The sequence below is a fragment of the Aquipseudomonas guryensis genome, assembly GCF_014164785.1.
GTDB classification, from domain to species: Bacteria; Pseudomonadota; Gammaproteobacteria; order Pseudomonadales; family Pseudomonadaceae; genus Aquipseudomonas; species Aquipseudomonas guryensis.
This window is the reverse complement of sequence record NZ_JACJFN010000001.1, coordinates 1,568,998-1,587,252: the sequence shown is the minus strand read 5'-3', so window position 1 is coordinate 1,587,252 and position 18,255 is coordinate 1,568,998. Positions and strand designations below refer to the sequence as shown.

Sequence of the window (18,255 nt, the reverse complement as noted above, 5' to 3'; positions counted from 1 at the left end):
GTTGTGGTTACCGGCTGATGACAGCGCTTTTTTTGTAGGATCCAGGGGGACGCCTAGTCCTTGCTGGCGATCAGTGCCCGGTCGGAGTCACTGAGGATCGCCAGCAAGCTGGCTCCTACAGAGAGCGGCATCAGTCCAGGCTCAACGCCCGGGCGACCTCGCTCCAGGGCACCAGCTTGAAGTTCTGCGTCTGCTCGGGCATGCGCTTGCGGCCGTCCTGCACCACCAGCATGCCGTCGCTCCAGGGCCCGCCGAGGTTGGCGGCGCTGACTTCCAGGCCGTCGGTCTCGGAGGCGCCGTCAATGCCCATGGCGCCATTGAGGCCGACGCGGAAGGCGCCCTTGAGCGCATAGGGCGGTTCGGCATCCAGCACCACGTAGCTGTCGTTGCCCTGGCTGGAGATCACCAGGTAGTCCTGCGCGCCGGCCTGGTACAGGCCCAGGCCCTCGACGTCGGCCTTGAGCACCTCGCCCACCGCCAGCACGCTGACCAGCTCGGCCGGCGCATCGGCGCGGGCATCCACGGCCCACACGCCGGCGTCTTCCTCGCCGAGGAACAGGCGCTGGCGCTGGTCGTCGGCGACGCAGCCCTCGGGCTGGCTGGCCACCGCGAAACGCCGTACCAGCTCACCCTTGATCTCGCCGCTGGCGCCGTCCAGGCGGTACTGCAGGAAGCTGCCGTCCTTGCCGTTGGCAAAGGCATACAGCTCGCCGGGCGCCGGCTGGAACAGGCAGATGCCGTAGATCTCCTTGATCGGCGTGCGGATCTCGCCGGCTTCGCGCAGCGCGCCGCTCGCCCGGTCGATGGCGAACAAGTGGATGCTGTCATGGTCGCGGTTGCTGGCCACGGCCAGGTCCACCGTGGTGCCGCCGAGTTCGAAACCGGCGCGCACATCAACGTTGTTCAGGCGGCCGACCGGCAGCTCCTGCAGCAGCTTGCCGTCCAGGTCGTAGGCCAGCAGGCCCTGCTTCTTGTTGGTGCCGAGCACGCGCGACAGTGCCGGCTGCTGCGGATGCACCCAGATCGCCGGATCATCGGCGGCGTCGCCGTGGCGGCCGACCGGCTCGCTCTGGCGCAGGGCGGGGATATGCGCCAGCACCGGCGGTAGCTCGATGGTCGCCGGCTGCCAGTTCAGCTGGCCCTGGTAGATACGCCCGGCGCCGTCGTCCTGCACCAGTAGTTCAAGACCCTTTTCGCTGCTGCGCACGGCTAGGCGCTCGGGTTCCTCCAGGCCTTTCAGCGGCAGGCTGGAGACGTGCTGCCAGGCTTCGTCCTGCTGCTGGTAGAGGTGCAGCTCGGCGGCACCGGGGTCCAGCGCCAGCAGGCCGCCGGGCACGCTGGCCATGGCCCCAGCGCTGTCCTTGAGGGTGCCGAACGGCGCGCGGATATCCACCGGCACCCGGCTGGCGTCGGCTTCCGGATGGGCCGGGTAGGCCCACAGGCCGACGTTCTCCTCGTTGACGAACAGCCGGTTGCCGGCGTCGTCGGCCTGGCAGTACTCGGCCTGCGGCGGCAGCGGCAGGCCGCGCACACGCTGGGCTTCGGCGTTCAGCTGATTGCCGGCGCCGACCAGCCACTGCTCGCCCTGGCCGTCTTCGCCGATCAGGAACAGGTAGAGGTTGGCTGCGTCGTCGCGGTACAGGCACAGGCCGCTGATGGCGTAGTCACGCATCGGCAGCAGCTGCGGGCGGCTCCACTGCTTACCGGCGGTGTCCAGGCTGACCAGGGCGGCCTGCTGGGTGGCGTTGTCCAGGCTGGCGACTATCAGTTGCTGGCCGGCGCGGCGGCTGTCCAGGCCGGAATAGGAACCGGGCAGGCGCGCCAGCTCGGCGCCGTCCTGATCGAGCAGAAGCAGGCCGTTGCGCTCGCTGGCGGCGATACGCAGATCGGCGCCACCACTCAGCTCGGCAGGGACGAAGCGCAGGTCTTCGGCCTTGACCTTGGCCGAGGCGCCCCAGGGGCTGAGGGCCAGGCTCGGGCTGGCGGCGGAAGCCAGCGGTGGCAGCTGGTCGCAACCGGCCAGGGCCAGGCTGGCGAGCAGCAGAGTACGGGTGAACAGCGGATTCATTCGGTGGGATGTCCTTGTAGCAAAGCGGGTGGGCGCAGTAACGGCTCGGGCAAGGGGCAGCGCCTGCCCTCTCCCCCCGCCCTCTCCCGCAAACGGGAGAGGGGGCTGACCGCGCACCTCTCGAGCTGACGCAGGGCCTGTAGGCCGACGTGCAGCAGGTCGTTTTAATCAGAGGTTGGTGTAAGTCAGACCGAGCTTGTAAGTCGGGCCGTATTCCTCGTACTGGGCGTTGTAGCCGCGGCGGCCGGTGTAGACGTAGTAGCTCTCGTCGGTGAGGTTCTGCGCCTCGAACTTGAGCTGCAGGCCCTTGGTCAGGAAGTAGCCGGCGCTGAAGTCGACGAAGGTCTGGTCGTCCACATAGAGGTCGTGGGCCTTATCGGTGATGCTCGCCACTTCGTAGAGGTATTCCGACTTGTAGTTGGCCGACAGGCGCAGGCTGAGCTTGTCGTCTTCCCAGCCAAGCATCAGGTTGCCGACCGTCTCGGACTGGTTGGGCAGGTCGATGTCGCGCTCGCGGAACGTGCCGCTATCGGCGTCGAAGCCGCTAATACTGGCGTCGGAGCGGCTGAAGGTGGCGTTGGCGCCCAGCAGCAGGCCGTTCCACGGTGCCGGCAGCCAGTCGAACTTCTGCGAGTAGGCCAGCTCAAGACCGTACAGGTCGGCGTTGTCGCCATTGGCGAAGGTGTTGGCCTCGTCGAAGTCGAGCCACTCGCCGGTGCCGGCCAGGTCGGCGTTGTAGACGAAGTTTTCGATGTCCTTGTAGAACACGAAGGCCGAGACCACGCCGGCGCGGCCCAGGTAGTGCTCGATGCCGAGGTCGAAGTTGCTCGACTCCAACGGGTCGAGGGTCGGGTTGCCGAAGCTGGCCTCGTCACCGTCGATGACGAAGCCCGGCGCCAACTGGCCGAAGGTCGGCCGCACCACGCTGTTGGTCCAGGCGGCGCGCAGCTGGGTGTCCGGGTCCAGCTGGTAGCGCGCATGCAGGCCGGGCAGCCAGTGATCGTAATCGCTGTCGGCTTCGATCGATTCGAACTCGCCGTCGCGGATGCCGGTGCCCTTGGCCGTGAACTCGGTGCCTTCGTAGCGCAGGCCGGCGATGATGCGCAGGTCGTCGATATCGACGGTGTTCATCAGGTAGGCCGCATTGATGTCTTCGCTCATGTCGAAGTCGTTGACCCGCGACTCTTCCTCGTTGAAGAACTCGCCGCGATCCAGGCCGCCGAGCAGGCTCTCGATGTTGTCGGCGGACAGGCCAGGGCCGAAGTTACCCAGGCCGTAGTCGACTTCGCCCTTGGTGAAGTTCTGCATGCTCAGCTGCTCGTCGCTGAAACCGAAATCACCGAAGTCTTCGTAGGTCCAGATCTGGGTGTCGTTGTCCTTGTCGCGGCGGCTGAGCTTGCCGCCGAACTTGGCCTGGGCGGCGTGGCCGGCCAGCTCGTAGTCGCGGGCCAGGTCGAGCTTGATGTTCTTCTCGGTGTCGGTGGTGTTCTCTTCGGCCCACTCCACTTCGTCGAGACTGAAGCTGGCCGGGTCGGAGAATGCGCTGCCGATATTCAGGTGCGGCTTCTTGCTGTCGTTGAAGCCGACATCGGTGAAGTCGTCGTTGCCTTCGAACACCGCGCCGGCAATGTGCCCCGGCGTATCCTGGCTGGACTCGCTATAGCCCGCCTGGGCATTGAGGGTCCACTGGCCCATCAGGCGCTCGCCACCGAGCACATAGGACTGGATCTCCTGGGTCTCCTCGCGGTCCTTCAGCTCACGCCAGCCTTCGGCATCACCGCTCTCGCCCGGCAGCTGGGCATCGGCGAATTCGACGCCGGCGGCGTTGCGCGTCTCGCTGTCCTTGAAGCGGCTGTAGAGGGTGCGCAGGTAGTAGCTGCTGTAGTCATCGGCCTGGTAGTCGAAGTTCAGACCCAGGCCGCTGCGCTCACGGGTGATCTCGTAGTCGCGCAGCTCCAGCTCTTCCAGCCGGGCGCCGTCCTCGAAGTCCCAGGCGCCGCCGGTTTCCACGTTGTCCGAGCCGAAGTCGCGTTCCTGCCAGCTCAGGGCTGCGGCCACACCAAAGTTGTCGGTGCCATCGCCGAGGCTGAAACGGTCGCTGACCGCGCCGGAGAATTTCGGACTGGTCTCGCCGGTGTTGTCGTCGTAGCTGGCTTCCGTGCTGCCGGTATAGAACAGGCCCTTGTGGTCGAAGGCCGAGAGGCTTTCCACCTCGATGCTGCCACCCAGGGAGTTGGCGTCCATGTCCGGGGTCAGGGTCTTGACCACGGTCAGCGACTGCACCAGCTCGGCCGGCAGCACGTCGAGGGCCACGGCGCGGCGGTCGCTCTCCGGCGAAGGCACCAGAGTGCCGTTGATGCTTACGCTGTTGAGGTCCGGGCCGAGGCCACGCACGCTGACGAAGCGGCCTTCACCCTGGTCGCGCTCGACCGACACGCCCGGCAGGCGCTGCAGCGCCTCGGCGGCGTTCTCGTCCGGCAACTGGGCCACGCCGTCGGCGTGCACCACGCTTTCCACGCTGTCGGAGCGGCGCTGCTCCTTCAACGAAAGGTCCATGCTGGCGGCCTGACCGACCACATTGACGTGCTCCACGGCTGCTTCATCGGCCGCCCACAGCGGTGTGGTAGCGATGGCCAGCGCCAGGGCGCTGATGCGAAACCCTGCCCGGCGGGCAGTAAGACGACGCTTGTGCATGCTGATCTCCCCAAGAAACCGTTCTGGCCGGAAGCGATGTCCGGCGACTTGGGGCGCAAGCTAGGAGTGCGGCATGACGGTTCCATGACAGGCCCGTGGCGCAGGCCCCAAATCACGGGGGTTTAGCGGGGTTTGCCGACGACTCTGGGCTGAAATGACCCAGCACGCGTAGGGTGCGCCGTGCGCACCACCCACCCGCACGAGGCCTTGGTGCGCACGGCGCACCCTACGTTCGCAGCAACAGCAGATTTGCCCGCAACTCACCTGAGCCGATCCGACCTCCCCCCGCTGCAACCATTCCGTCACATGGCTCTGTTCTGCTGGCCGCGACCACCGTTTCGCGGAGCCTGTGCGGCCATGCCTTCCCTGTTCAAACTGCACCGCCTGAAACTCGCCGGCCTGCTGCTGGCGGCCAACCTCGGCCTACTCCTGCACCTGGCCGCCGGCGACCTAAAACCAGCAGCCCAGTGGGTGTGGCTGGATATCCTCGGCGAAGGCGGCTCGGCGCTGCTGTGCCTGGTCTGGCTCGGCCTGGTGCTGAAGAGCCGGCCGGCCGGGCGGGTGACCAACTTCCTTGCCCTGGGTCTGGGCCTGGTGTTCTTCTCCTGGTGGGTGGATGCGCTCGACGAGTTCATCCAGATCCCCGATGCGATCGGCTGGGACAACTGGCTGGAGTCGGCGCCGATGCCGCTCGGCCTGATCCTGCTGACCTTCGGCCTGTACCACTGGCACCACGAACAATTGGCGATCAGTGCGCAGATGGAGAAGCGCGAACGGCTGTTCCGCGAGCACCGCCTGTTCGACAAGCTCACCCCACTGGGCGCCGCCGACTACCTGCGCCTGCAACTGGAACAGAGCCTGGCCCTGGCCCGTGATGAGCAACAGGCGCTGTCGCTGGTGATCGTCGACCTGGATGACTTCAGCGCGATCAACCGCCTGTACGGCCACGCCGAGGGCGACCGCGTGCTGCAGGTGCTGACCCAGCTGCTGCTGCTCAACCTGCGCCGCCAGGATCTGCTCTGCCGCCTGGCCGGCGACCGCTTCGTCGTACTGCTGCCCAATACAGGCGAGCGCCAGGCGCGCCAGCTGGCCGAGGAACTGCAGGCGGCAGTGGCGCACCTGGCGCACAAAACCAGCCAGCACGGCGAGCGCCTGCAGCTACGCGCCACGACCGCCTCGGTGATGGCCCTGCAGGACGATGCGCAGAGCCTGCTGCAGCGCCTCAACCTGGCGCTGGCCAAGGCCAAGCAGCCACCCTACGCCTGCAGCGCCTGAGACCGCGCCCATGACCCTGAAGACCGATTGGTACGAGCGCGACAGCCGCTTCATCCCCGGCCACTGGCAACCAGCAGTGCTGCTCGACCTCGCCCTGTCGCGCGGGATCGACAGCCACCGCCTGCTGCGCGGCAGCGGCCTGTTCCACGAGGACATCCTCAGCGGCCAGGCGCGCCTCAGCCCACAGCAGTTCCTCTGCCTGATCGACAACAGCCGGCGCCTACTGGATGCCGACGACAGCAGCTTCCTGTTCGGCCAGCGCCTGCTGCCCGGCCACTACGGCGCCGCCAGCCATGCCCTGCAGCAGGCGGCGAACCTGCAGCAGGCGCTGGAGATCCTTGGCCGCCAGCGTGCCCTGCTCAGCCCGCTGCTCAGCCCGCGCCTGCTGCTGGATGAAGGCCACGCGCATATCTACTGGCTGGACAGCTGCGGCGCCGGCGCCCAGCAACGCTTCCTGCTGGAGGCAAGCATGACCGCGCTAGTCGGCATGAGCCGCTGGCTGGCCGGCGAGCGCCTGCCCTGGCGCGCGAGCTTCAGCCATGCGCAGCCGCGCTACGTCGAGCAATACTGGGTGCACCTGGGCGAGAACGTGCAGTTCGCCGCGCCGGTGGATGTGCTGAGCATTCCCCGTGAATACCTGCACCGGCCCTGGCCGGGCGCCTCGGCCATCGCCGGCCAGGTGGCGCAGCAGGACAGCGAACGCCAGCTGGCGGCACTGGGCTTTCGCGCCAGCCTGCTCGACCGCCTGTATGGCCACCTGCTCGCGCATATCCGCGAGCCGCTGCAGCTGGAGGGCGTGGCCCTGGCCTTCGGCATGAGCCCCTCGACCCTCAAGCGCAAGCTGCAGAAGCACGACAGCCACTTCCAGGAACAGCTAGACCTGGCGCGCAAGCACATGGCGCTGTACCTGTATCGGGTCAAGGGCTACAGCAACGAGGAGGTGGCGAGCTACCTGCAGTTCCACGACGCCACCAACTTCCGCCGCTCGTTCAAGCGCTGGACCGGCCTGGCGCCGAGCGCCCTGCGTCAGTTGCTGGATGGGTTGGGCTGAGCGGATAAGCGGTGCGCCCGGCAGGCCGGTAAAAAACCGGGACGCAGAAAAAGAAAAACCCCGCTAGCGCGGGGTTCTGCAGACTGGTACCTGACTTCCTTGGTCGACTCGCCATCCTGGCAAGCAATCCTACGAATCCGTGTTGTTTTGCTGCGCTTCCTGCGCGTCGTCCTTGGTGGGCAGATTAAACAGCTGTTCGAACCGCCACCAGCCGCGATTGCCAGCACAGCCTGTAAGCCATGACTTACACGGCCGCCCGGCAGGAAAGGGTTCACAAATTCGCCACGCCCGTTATCATCGCGCGCCCAACCTTGTGCGCTAGCGCGCCTGTGACCCTGCCGATGAAACCTCAACTGATCGCCGCCGCGGAAATCGACCGCCTGGAAACCTGGAGCAAGTACAACAGGGATATGTGCACCAGCTGCATGTCGACCTGCTGCACCATGCCGGTGGAAGTGCGCATCGTCGACCTGATCCGCATCGGCCTGGTCGACGAGTTCGAGCGTGGAGAGCCGCCGAAGAACATCGCCAAGCGCCTGCAGAAAGACGGCATGATCGAGCGCTTCAACGCCAAGTCGGGGATCTTCACCCTGACCCGCATGAGCAACAACGACTGCATGTACCTGGATCGCAAGTCGCGCCTGTGCACCATCTACGAAAAACGCCCGGACACCTGTCGCAACCACCCGCGCGTGGGTCCGCGTCCCGGCTACTGCGCCTGGCGGCCGAAGACCCAGGCCTGAAAAGTGCCGCGGGTGCAATGCCCGCGCCGCAATAGCCTCTAGCCGGACGACGCCCAGCACAGCGACCCGCTCGCAGGATGGATTGAACAAGGCACTCCCCATCAAACTGCCGGGGTGGCACGACCCGAAATCAAGCAATCCTGAGTTACAGCGGTTGAGCACGAGCAACGCGTTCTTCTGCCTCGTAGTTTCTCAACCATTGCTTGAGTTCAGTGATCGGTTTCGGCTTGCAGAGCCAGTAACCCTGCAGCAAGTGGCAGCCCTTTGCCTTCAATCGGCCAGCTATCTCGGCGCTCTCAATGCCCTCGCCCACGACCCGGTAACCGAGGCTGCGGGCCATCTGAATGGCAGTCGACACAATCACGTCGGCGCTTTCGCTGCTGCAGATATCGTTAATCAGCGATCGATCCAGCTTCAACTCCGAGGCCGGCAGCTGTTTGAGGTAGGACAGAGAGGAATAGCCGCTACCAAAATCATCAATGGATATCTGATGCCCCAGTGCGGCCAGGACATTCAACGCCTGCAGGCTGCGCGCAGGATCGAGCATGGCGGCGGTTTCGGTGATTTCCAGGGTTACCGAGCACGCCTGCAGACCATTCTGCTGCAGAGCCAAGTGCAGTTCGCCCTGCAGCTCTTTGGATTCGAGGTCGCGCGCCGAAATATTGATGGCGACGGTCAACTCCGGATTGTCCTGGTGCAAGTCGGCCAAATCTTTCGCGGCCTGGGCGATGACCCAGCGGGTCAGCTGAGTGATGACTCCCGTTTCTTCCGCCAGGGGGATGAACTCGACCGGGTTTACCCAGCCGCGCTCAGCATGGTGCCAACGAATCAACGCCTCCACGCCAACAATATGGCCAGTCTCGAGATCCTGTTTGGGCTGGTAATAGAGCATGGTCTGGTTCTGCTGCAAGGCCTTGCGCAGGTCCGCCATCAAGGTCAGTCGACTCTCGTTGTAAATATCGCGCTGTGGGGAATAGATGCCGGTTTCGTTGCCGTCCCGCGGCGCGATTTCCATGCCCACATGCGCGTTGCGGATCAGCTCGGCAGCGGAGCGACCATGCTCGGGATAACTGGCCGCGCCAAAGCGCGGGTGCAGCTCAATCGCCAGGTGGTCCAACCAGATGGGCTCGGCCAAACGTCTTAGCGCGGCGTTGAGGGCCGAGAAATCCTTCCCCGCTTTATCCACATCCACCAGCAAACAGAAACAGTCGCCCGATAGATGGTAAACCCGCTCCTCACGCCCCTGAGCGTCGCAAATGGCTTGAATAAAGGGTAGGCCGGCTGCCAGCTCAACCATTTGCTCGGCCACTCGCTTCATTATCCATTCACTCCTGGCCAGGCCAAGCGTGCGGTTGATTTCATCCAGACGCGTAATACGCGCCAAACCCACCATATAACGGCCGTGAGGGGCCTGCTGCAGTTGCTGATCGACCATCCAGACAAAACGGTTGTGGTTGGGCAGGCCGGTCACGGGGTCGTGCGTCAGGGCTTCGGTGAGCAGGTTCTGCGCGACATTGCGCGACTGGGCCTCCTGCAGGCTGGCGGCCTGGGCGGTGATCTTGTCTTCGCGCTCACGGTACAGCCGATCCGCCAGGGCCAGGGTCAGGATAAATGCCTCGAGTCCAGAACCGATCTGCATCGCGTACTCGGTGAAGAAGTTCTCGGGGAAGATGCCTAACGCTCTCCCCGCAGTTGCCAGCACGCCGATCGTCAGAGGGCTCCAGGCCAGGGTGAAAAATGCTCCGGCGCGCACCCCGGCCATCCAGGCAACGGGGCCGGCGACGAGCAGTAGCGAAAAAAAGAACAGGGCTGAAAACGATGCCAGCTGGATGCCCACGTGATAGTCGAGAAAAGGCGACGAGAGCAGAAACAGCAATTCGAACAGCATCATCCCGATCAGCGCTTTATCCAGGCGCGGGGTGTTGACTCTGGTGTTCAGAAACTCCCGGCAGAACAGCAGCGAGAACAGCGCCAGGCCGGGTATCGACACGAGTAGCGCCTTGGCATGCAGCAGCGGCACATACGGATAGAGGTGCTGGAAGCTGAAGCCTTTGATCGAGGCGAAAAACAGCAAGTAGCCCAATAGCGCCAGCGCGTAGTAGAGATACAACTTCTCGCGCAGACTCAGGTACACCGCCAGGTTGATGAGGATGATGACGAAGATGCAGCCGTAGTAGAAAAACTGCAGTTTCAGCTCATGGGCGGCGGTTTCATAAAACGCCTGCTCACGCCAGATACGCAGCGGCACGATCATCGAACCGCCCGTGGCGACCCGTACAAAAACGCTTTTCATTTCCCCTGGAGCCAGGGAAACACGTGACAACATGCTCGGGTGATCCACGTCACGTGGATAAAAAGGCCGGCTGTCACCCGTCTTCAGCTCTTTTACCAGGGCGCCGTCTTCGAACAGGTAAAAGATCACGTCGTCCAACTGGGGATAGACCAGTTCGGCAATCAGGTTCTGATTGAGCTGCGTCTGATTGCTAAGGGTAAAACGGATCCAGTAAGCGGACTGGGTGAGACCGAAAGTGGCACTACCGTTGGGCACAGCCTCCCAGCGCTCATCGGGCAGGGTAAGCACCTGATCGATCAAGGCTTCGCCGCTGGCGTCCTGCCAGAACTGGAAGTGGGCCTGGATGTCGGGTGCTGCAGTGATCTCAATCGGCTCAGGTTGCGCCAAAGCCCTGAGACTCAGACAGGCAACTAAAACAGCGACCAGGATATTTAATGCCCGGTTCAGATGCACGGAATGCTGTCTCCACTAACGGCCAGTGGGGTGGCACATCATTTTTGTTATGCCTTGCAGTGTAGTCACTTGGCGACTTAAAGGAAGCCTACAGCCTGGCTTCAATCTAGCGATTTGCCTGGCGTGCACAGGCATTGAGTGGCGTGGCGAGCAATGGAGCAGAGGATGGCAAAACGGGATTAACCACAAGCCCTGGCTTTGCGCCAAGCCAGTGCCCAACCCTGCTCGAACGACCGCTAACGCCCCAAAATAGTCGCCCGCAGCGGCCAGCCGATGGCTCCGTAATTCCTCTCTGCTATCACATAAATTCCAGAAAGAAATAACGTCAAAAAACAGGCGATGTATAACCAATTGTTAACAATAGCTTTTCCAAAAAATAGCCACCATTCAGCCAAAAACTTACGCCTACCTCGCCCAGCATTCACGTAACTGCAAGAAAATTGGCGCAGCCTTTGCACCTGTAACAGCGAACGTGACTGTGACTGTGAAGTAGCTCGCTTGGCGGCGGCCCACATAACAACGCCGAGTCCTGTAGCCGGTATCGTTAGATGCCCTCTGGCTACAGAACCAAAAGCCCAATCGAGTCCAGGACGCCACTGAACTGCCTTGATCTGCACCAACGATCTACCTTCCAGGATGAGGGGTTAGGCAATGGCTATGGGTATCCACGCAGCGGACCGCACCGGTTCCGCCACAACGCCAACGCACAGCGGCGCAGCCAAGGCAGGCTCGCGTGCAGCACGGCATCGTCGCAACGTCGACCTCTCTTCACGAGCCCTGCGCAAGGCCGAGGGCTGAGCCATGTCCACTCAGGTTTCGAGCAGCGCCCAGGCGCTGTTCCAAGGACGACTGTGCGCCCGGTTCTTTGCCTGGGTCTGCCTGTTCGGCGTGCTGGCGGCCTTCGCCGAACTGATTGATCCGCGCCTGCTCGACCCGTCGCACCGGCACTTCATCTTCCTGATCGGCGCCATCGGCATGTGGCGCTATGGCAATGCAACCATGCATTACCTGCGTGGCATGTACTTCCTGCACTGGCGCTTCCCGCGCATGCGCCGGGCGGTCGAGGCCATGGGTGAGGCCGCGCTGCCGTCGCAGATGTTCATGGTGGTGACCAGCTTTCGCATCCCCACCCACACCACCTTCAAGGTCTACCGCTCGGTGTTCCAGGAAGTGCAGCGCCTACCGGTGCCGTGCACGGTGATCGCCTCGATCGTCGAGAAGGCCGACGAGAACTTTATCAAGCAGATCATGCGTGACGAAGTGCGCGGGCGTGACGACATCAAGCTGGTGATCATCCGCGCCCGTGGCACCGGCAAGCGCGATGGCCTGGCCCACGCCTTCCGCGCGCTGTCGCGGCAGATGCCACTGGAAGACGCGGTGGTCGGCGTGGTCGATGGCGACACCATGATGCTGCCCGGCTGCGTGGAGAACGCGGTGAAATTCTTCGCCTACCTGCCCAGCGTCGGTGGCATCACCACCAACGAATTCTGCGAGGTGGAAGGCGGCAAGCTGATGCGCGAATGGCACGCCCTGCGCTTCGTCCAACGCCACATCAACATGTGCTCGATGGCCCTGTCGCGGCGGGTGCTGACCATGACCGGGCGGCTGTCGTTCTTCCGCGCCAGCGTGATGACCGAGCCGGGCTTTATCAAGGATGTCGAGGCCGACTTCCTCCAGCACTGGCGCCTGGGCCGCTTCCAGTTCCTTACCGGCGACGACAAGTCGTCCTGGTTCAGCCTGATGCGCGCCGGCTGGGACACCTTCTACGTGCCCGACAGCAACACCCTGACCGTGGAGCATCCGCCAGACCGCAACTTCTTCCGCGCCACCCGCCAGCTGATGTTCCGCTGGTACGGCAACTCCCTGCGGCAGAACTTCCGCACCACCCGCCTGCTCGGGCTGCGGCAACTGGGGCTGTTCACCATGTATGTGCTCTACGACCAACGCGTGTCCATGTGGACCAGCCTGCTCGGCCTGGTGACCTCGGTCGCGGCCGGCCTGATGTTCGGCATCGAGTTCCTGCTGGTCTACCTGTTCTGGGTGCTGCTGTCGCGCAGCCTGGTGACGTTGCTGCTGCTGTTTGCCCAGCACCCGGTCGACCCGCTGTATCCGCTGGTTCTCTATTACAACCAGATCGTCGGCTCGGCGATGAAGGTCTACGCCCTGTTCCACATGGACCAGCAGAGCTGGACCCGGCAGAAGACCACCCTCGACCGCAGCACCGAGGGCTTCGACATGGCCCTCAACCGCTGGTCCTCGAAAACCATGCTGGCCTCCTCCATCGCCCTGTTCCTGGGTGCCGTGGCCATGCTGCTGACCCTTTCCCAACTTTGAACCGAGGCGATTGCCCATGACCAGCGCCATCTCCAGCCCTGCAGCAAATGTGGTCCACGAAGCGGTCGACGAGCGCCAGTACGTGCGCACCAAGATCCCCGCGCGCGTGCTGCTGCACAGCGGCGACGAAGACATCGAGTGCGAGATCGAGGACATCTCCCTCGGCGGCCTCGGCTTGCGCTGCCCGCGCGAACTCAAACCCGGCAGCCTGCACAGCGCCTCGATCCAGCTCGACCTGCACAAGGTGGTGCTGAAGATCGATGCGCGGATCAAGGTGACCTCGCTGCAAGGCGAGGTGATCGGCGCCCAGTTCATCGACCTCGACGGGCAGAAGCGCGACATCCTGCGTTACATCATCAGCGCCTACATGTCCGGCGAGATCGCCGACGTCAACGGCCTGTTCAACGTGATGCAGCGGGAAAACTACATCAAGCAGCGCAAGCACAAGTTCGCCGCCGAGCGCACGCCTTGGGAGCGCGTGCAGGCCCTGCTCGGCAGCGCCCTGTACCTGCTCGCCGGCCTGCTTATCGCCGGGGTGTTGGCGTACAAGGCCTACCTGTTCTTCTTCCGCGTGCCGGCCACCCAGGCCATCGTCAGCGCCGACGCCCACATCATCAGCATGCCGGAAAACGGCTACGTGAAATTCCTCGTGCCGGCCGGCACCGAGCGGGTCAAGGCCGGCCAGCCGATCGCCACGGTATCCACCCAGCTGGCCACCAGCTTCACCACCCCGGCCGACCTCAAGGCCCTGGCCGACATCAGCCAGACCGACCTGCAGGCCCTGCTCGGCCGTTCACTGATCGAAACCACCATCGCCAGCCCGTGCGACTGCTACCTGTACCTGCCGAAGAAGATGACCGACGGCTACGGCTACAAATTCGCCGAGCTGGTGCACCTGATCCCCGTCGAGGAAAACAGCCTGTTCGTCAGGGCCAGCTTCCCCTTCGACAAGCTCAAGGACCTCAACGACATCGGCTCCATCGACCTGCAGGTGTTTGGCGTCGGCGAGAGCCTCAGCGGCAAGGTGATCGGCTCGGCCCTCGACCCGCTGACCCAGGAACTGCTGCTGCAGATCAGCCCGGCCAAGCCCTTGCCCGTGACGGCCTACCAGAAGCCGGTCGCGGTCGATCTGTTCAAGCGCCTGCTGTAGGACGACCAGGAGAACCGCAGCATGACCAGGACCTTGCCACTCAGCCTGTTGCTCGCCGCGCTGGCCGCCAGCTCCGCCCAGGCCGCCAGCCTGCAGCAGATCGAATACCGCCTGCATCAGGACCCGCAGGCCGATGTCGAGGCCGACCTGCGTGTGCTCGCCGGCCGTGGCGACCGCGCCTCCATGCAGCTGCTGGCCGATGTGCTGGCCGGCTCGGCGGACCAGGCGCGCCAGCAGGAAGCCGTCGCCCTGTACCAGGCAGCCTTTGCCGATGGCCAGGGCCAGCTCGGCGCTCTGGTCGCCCTGGCCAACTTCAGCGAACGCCAGGCCAACGGCCTGGAGGCCCAGCGCGCGTTTTTCCAGGCCGCCGTGCAGCGTTTCCCGGCGAGCCGCGATCCGAATAGCGTGCAGGTCAGCCTCGACCTGTTCCTGGTCTACCCCGAGCTGTATCAGCCGGATCAGGTGCGCGAGCTGATCGCCCTGCACCAGCGCGCCTGCACCAGCACCTGCGCCGCCCCGCTGTACCGTGCGCGCCTGGCCGAACAACAGGGTCAGCGCGAACTGGCGGACAACCTCTACCTGAGCGCCCTGCGCAGCGATGCACGGGCGGTGGATCGCTACTACCAGTTCCTCGGCGAGCAGCAGGACGAACTGTTCCCGGCCCGGGTCAGCAGCCTGCTGGGGCAGATCGACCAGTTGCCGGTGGCGGTGGTACAGGCCATCGGCAGCCTGCTCAGCGGCATTCCCCGCGAGCATGACCCGCAGGTGTTGCAGTGGCTGGACAATGCCATCGCCCGCCACGCCGACCAGGCGCTGGTGTCCAAGGCCAGCTACATGATGTCGGCGCCGCAGACCTACAGCGCCGAGGAAGTCTTCGCCCTGATCGACCAGGTCGAGCAGACCCGCCCACAGGAGGGTCGCGCCCTGCGCGCCTCGGCCTACATGGTGCGCGGCTGGAGCAGCCTCGATCCGTTCAAGGCGCAGGACATCATCCAGGGTCTGCTGGCCGAGGGTTACCAGAACGCCTATCTCAACCTCGGCGAGCTCTACAGCATGGGCGGCCTGGATGAAGTGGATCAGGCCAAGGCCATCGAGACCTACCGCATCCTCGCCGCACGTGGTGTGCCCTCGGCCTTCTACCGCATCGCCACCCTCTACGGCGGCGGCAAGGGCATCTGCCACGACAAGGTCAAGGCCTACGCCTACGCCAAGATCGCCGTGGACGGCGGCGAGCTGGGCGCGCGCAAGTACCTCAAGGAGCTGGAAGCGCAGATCAGCCAGGAGCAGTTGAGCCAGGCCCTGCAGGCGCGCAGCGGGATCATCCGCGAAATCGAGGCGGCGCTATGAAGCGATCCCTGCCCCTGCGCCACTTCTCGCCCTGGCTGCTGGCCCTGAGCATCGCCCCGGTACTGGCCGCGGAAAGCGAAAGCCTGGTCGGCGAACCGAGCAGCCTGCCTAGCCCCGAGGCTGCCGCCGCGACGCCCAGCCCCTTCGAACTGGGCCACAAGCTCACCGTGCAGGGTGGCTATGGCCCGGAGAATTCGCAGCCCGGCAACGACGACAAGGGCTTCTACGGACTGCGCTACGAACCTTCACTGAGCTGGCGTTCGAGCGAGCCACAGTGGCCGAAATGGCAAGCCTTCGGCCGCGCCTGGCTCAACTACAACAGTTCCAGCCAGGCCAGCACCGGCCTGCAGGACGAAACCAGCCAGCAGATCGAATACTTCAGCGCCGAGCTGCGCGAATTCTATGTACGGCGCAACCTGCTCGGCGACGACCCGCGTTTCTCCCTCAGCCTGGGGCGCCAGCGCTACGCCGACCATTTCGGCATCTGGTGGGACGACAGCCTGGAGTCGCTGCGCCTGAACTTCGACGACACCTTCACCCGGGGCTTCGTCGCCGTTGGCCAGCAACTGCACAGCTACAACAGTGACATCAAAGCGCTGGACGATAGCGAGCGCGACATCGCCTACGCCATGGGCGAGTATGCCCTGCGCTGGAGCGGCGAGCACTGGGCCGGCGTGCGCCTGCTGCTGGAGCAGGACCATTCCGGGCAGGACGCCGACGACCCCAGCGACTTCGACGGCGTCCGCGCCGGGTTGTTCTTCCAGGGCGAGGCGCTAAGCGGCAGCCCGCTGTTCAGCGACTACCACCTGGAACTGGTGGCACTCGACGGCGATGTCGAGCTGGCCAGCGGCGATGAACAGGACCGCAGCGGCTGGGCCGTGCTCGGCGAGATCGGCAAGCGCTTCCACGACCTGCCCTGGACCCCGCGCCTGGCCCTGCATGGCGGCATCACCGATAAGCCGGACGATGCCAACGACGGCTTCTACCTCAACGCCATCCAGTCCGACCGGGTGGCCAACCCGGACACCTACAGCAGCGGGCTGGTCAGCTCGTTCATCGGCGTCGACCTGCGCAACCTGGCCTATTACGGCATCGCCCTGGAAACCCAGCCGCAGCCGCGCCACCACCTCGACCTGCGCCTAAGCGACCTGTACCTGCGCGATGCCGACGGCGCCGTGCCGATCAGCCTGGGCGAGCCGGCCGAGCAGAGCGGCAGCCGCTCCCTGGGGCAGACCCTGGACCTCAATTACTACTGGGAAATGTTCCCGGTCGCCCTGCAAGACAAGCACGTGCAAGTCAACGCGTTGTTCACCGCCAGCTATTTCCGGGCGGGGGATGCCATCGGCAACCTCGACAACGATTCCCAACTGTCGTTCGGCGTCGTACTGCGCTACTAACCCATATAGGTGTCGCCATGGTCTTTACCTCGAACATCTTCCTGTTCCTCTACCTCCCGGTCTTCCTGCTGGTGTACTACGCGGTGAAGGACTCCTGGCGTTCGACGGTCATCGTCATCGGCAGTTACATCTTCTATGCCTGGTGGCGTCCGGACTTCCTCCTGCTGTTCGTCGGCATCACCTACTGGAACTACTGGTTCGGCCTGCGTATCAAGGGCCGCCTGGATGCCGGACAGAAGCAGAACGCCTTCCGCCTGCTATGCGTGGGGGTAGTCGGCAACCTGTCGACCCTCGGCTACTTCAAGTACGCCAACTTCGGCTTCGACGTCATCAACGAGGTGCTGCAGCCGCTGGGCATCAACACCTTCACCCTGGAACACATCATCCTGCCACTGGGCATCTCCTTCTACGTGTTCCACGCCCTGAGCTACATCGTCGACATCTACCGCAAGGACGCCGAGCCGACCAATCGTTTCATCGATTTCGCCGCCTTCGTCGCCCTGTTCCCACACCTGGTAGCCGGGCCGATCCTGCGTTACAGCCTGCTGGCCCCGCAGCTGCGCCAGCGTACCCACTCGATGGAGCTGTTCAGCCTGGGCGCCTGCCGCTTCATGCTCGGCTTCATCAAGAAGGTGCTGATCGCCGACTCGCTGGCGCCGCTAGGTACGGTGATCATCGGCGAGTCGCAGCCACAGCTGGTGGATGCCTGGTTCGGCATGTTCGTCTGCCTGCTGCAGCTGTATTTCGACTTCTCCGGCTACAGCGACATGGCCATCGGCCTGGCGATGATGATGGGCTTCCGCTTCGCCGAGAACTTTAACCAGCCGCTGCTGTGCCAGAGCCTCACCGAGTTCTGGCGGCGCTGGCACCTGACCCTGGCAGACTTCCTGCGCGACTACATCTACATGCCGCTGATCCGCTCGCGGCGCATGGGCGCCAACAGCGCGCTGTTCTGCACCATGCTGCTATCGGGTTTCTGGCATGGAGCGAGCTTCGCCTACATCTTCTTCGGCCTGTACTTCGCGGTGATCATGCTGGCCGAGCGCAAGTTCAAGCTGGTGACCAAGATACGCGGGCCCTACAAGCTGTGGCGCAACCTGCTGGCGGTGACCTTGGTGGTCGGGGTGATGCCGTTCTTTATCACCGGTGACTTCGCTCATGGCCTGCGCATCGTCGCCGGCATGTTTGGTCTCAACGGTCTTGGCTCGCTGGACGCTTACTTCGTCAGCACCTCGAACATGACCGTGGCCTTCACCCTGGTGGCTCTGGCCTGGGTGGTGGTGGCCGGGCGCATCAACCTGCGTTTCTTCAACCACGACAGTCAGAACTACGTGATGCAACACGTTGGTGGTATGGGCGCCCTACTGCTGTGGGCCGGCTTTGGCATCTCCATCTCGCGCCTGGCCGCCAATTCCTTCTCCCCTTTCCTGTACTTCCAGTTCTAGGAGGA

General features: G+C 64.1%; 11 protein-coding genes. 8 read left to right on the top strand and 3 right to left on the bottom strand.

Annotated features, from left to right (window positions below):
- Positions 1-130 precede the first annotated feature (130 nt).
- The gene (locus tag H3H45_RS07150) at positions 131-2,068 is read right to left on the bottom strand and encodes a phytase (RefSeq protein WP_182833006.1); all 1,938 of its coding nucleotides are present in this window, start codon (positions 2,066-2,068) and stop codon (positions 131-133) included.
- 168 nt (positions 2,069-2,236) lie between these two features.
- Positions 2,237-4,762: a TonB-dependent receptor gene (locus H3H45_RS07145; protein ID WP_182833005.1), complete on the bottom strand. Its 2,526-nt coding sequence runs from the start codon at positions 4,760-4,762 to the stop codon at positions 2,237-2,239.
- A 357-nt stretch (positions 4,763-5,119) separates the two neighbouring features.
- Between H3H45_RS07145 and H3H45_RS07140 the strand changes: the two genes are divergently transcribed.
- The 3 genes from H3H45_RS07140 (at position 5,120) to H3H45_RS07130 (ending at position 7,831) form a co-directional block, all read left to right on the top strand.
- Positions 5,120-6,037: a GGDEF domain-containing protein gene (locus tag H3H45_RS07140; protein WP_182833004.1), complete on the top strand. Its 918-nt coding sequence runs from the start codon at positions 5,120-5,122 to the stop codon at positions 6,035-6,037.
- Positions 6,038-6,047: 10 nt separating this feature from the next.
- A complete protein-coding gene (locus tag H3H45_RS07135; protein WP_182833003.1) occupies positions 6,048-7,088 on the top strand; it encodes an AraC family transcriptional regulator in 1,041 nt (346 codons plus the stop codon).
- A 341-nt stretch (positions 7,089-7,429) separates the two neighbouring features.
- Entirely contained in the window at positions 7,430-7,831 is a 402-nt protein-coding gene (locus tag H3H45_RS07130; protein WP_182833002.1) for a YkgJ family cysteine cluster protein, read from the top strand.
- A gap of 145 nt (positions 7,832-7,976) precedes the next feature.
- Here H3H45_RS07130 and H3H45_RS07125 read toward each other — a convergent pair whose 3' ends face one another.
- On the bottom strand, positions 7,977-10,577 hold the full coding sequence (locus H3H45_RS07125; protein ID WP_182833001.1) for an EAL domain-containing protein: 2,601 nt from the start codon (positions 10,575-10,577) through the stop codon (positions 7,977-7,979).
- 801 nt (positions 10,578-11,378) lie between these two features.
- Between H3H45_RS07125 and H3H45_RS07120 the strand changes: the two genes are divergently transcribed.
- Genes H3H45_RS07120 through H3H45_RS07100 form a run of 5 tightly spaced genes read left to right on the top strand, consistent with a single transcriptional unit; the run spans position 11,379 to position 18,250 of the window.
- Positions 11,379-12,911 carry a glycosyltransferase gene (locus H3H45_RS07120; protein WP_182833000.1) on the top strand — a complete coding sequence of 511 codons (1,533 nt, stop codon included), beginning with the start codon at positions 11,379-11,381 and terminating at the stop codon, positions 12,909-12,911.
- Between the two features lie 16 nt (positions 12,912-12,927).
- Positions 12,928-14,061: a PilZ domain-containing protein gene (locus H3H45_RS07115; RefSeq protein ID WP_182832999.1), complete on the top strand. Its 1,134-nt coding sequence runs from the start codon at positions 12,928-12,930 to the stop codon at positions 14,059-14,061.
- Between the two features lie 21 nt (positions 14,062-14,082).
- A complete protein-coding gene (locus H3H45_RS07110) occupies positions 14,083-15,408 on the top strand; it encodes a sel1 repeat family protein (RefSeq protein ID WP_182832998.1) in 1,326 nt (441 codons plus the stop codon).
- The gene (locus tag H3H45_RS07105; RefSeq protein ID WP_182832997.1) at positions 15,405-16,805 is read left to right on the top strand and encodes an alginate export family protein; all 1,401 of its coding nucleotides are present in this window, start codon (positions 15,405-15,407) and stop codon (positions 16,803-16,805) included. Before H3H45_RS07110 ends, H3H45_RS07105 begins: the two co-directional genes overlap by 4 nt.
- Before the next feature lie 17 nt (positions 16,806-16,822).
- The gene (locus H3H45_RS07100; RefSeq protein ID WP_182832996.1) at positions 16,823-18,250 is read left to right on the top strand and encodes an MBOAT family O-acyltransferase; all 1,428 of its coding nucleotides are present in this window, start codon (positions 16,823-16,825) and stop codon (positions 18,248-18,250) included.
- Positions 18,251-18,255: the final 5 nt, after the last annotated feature.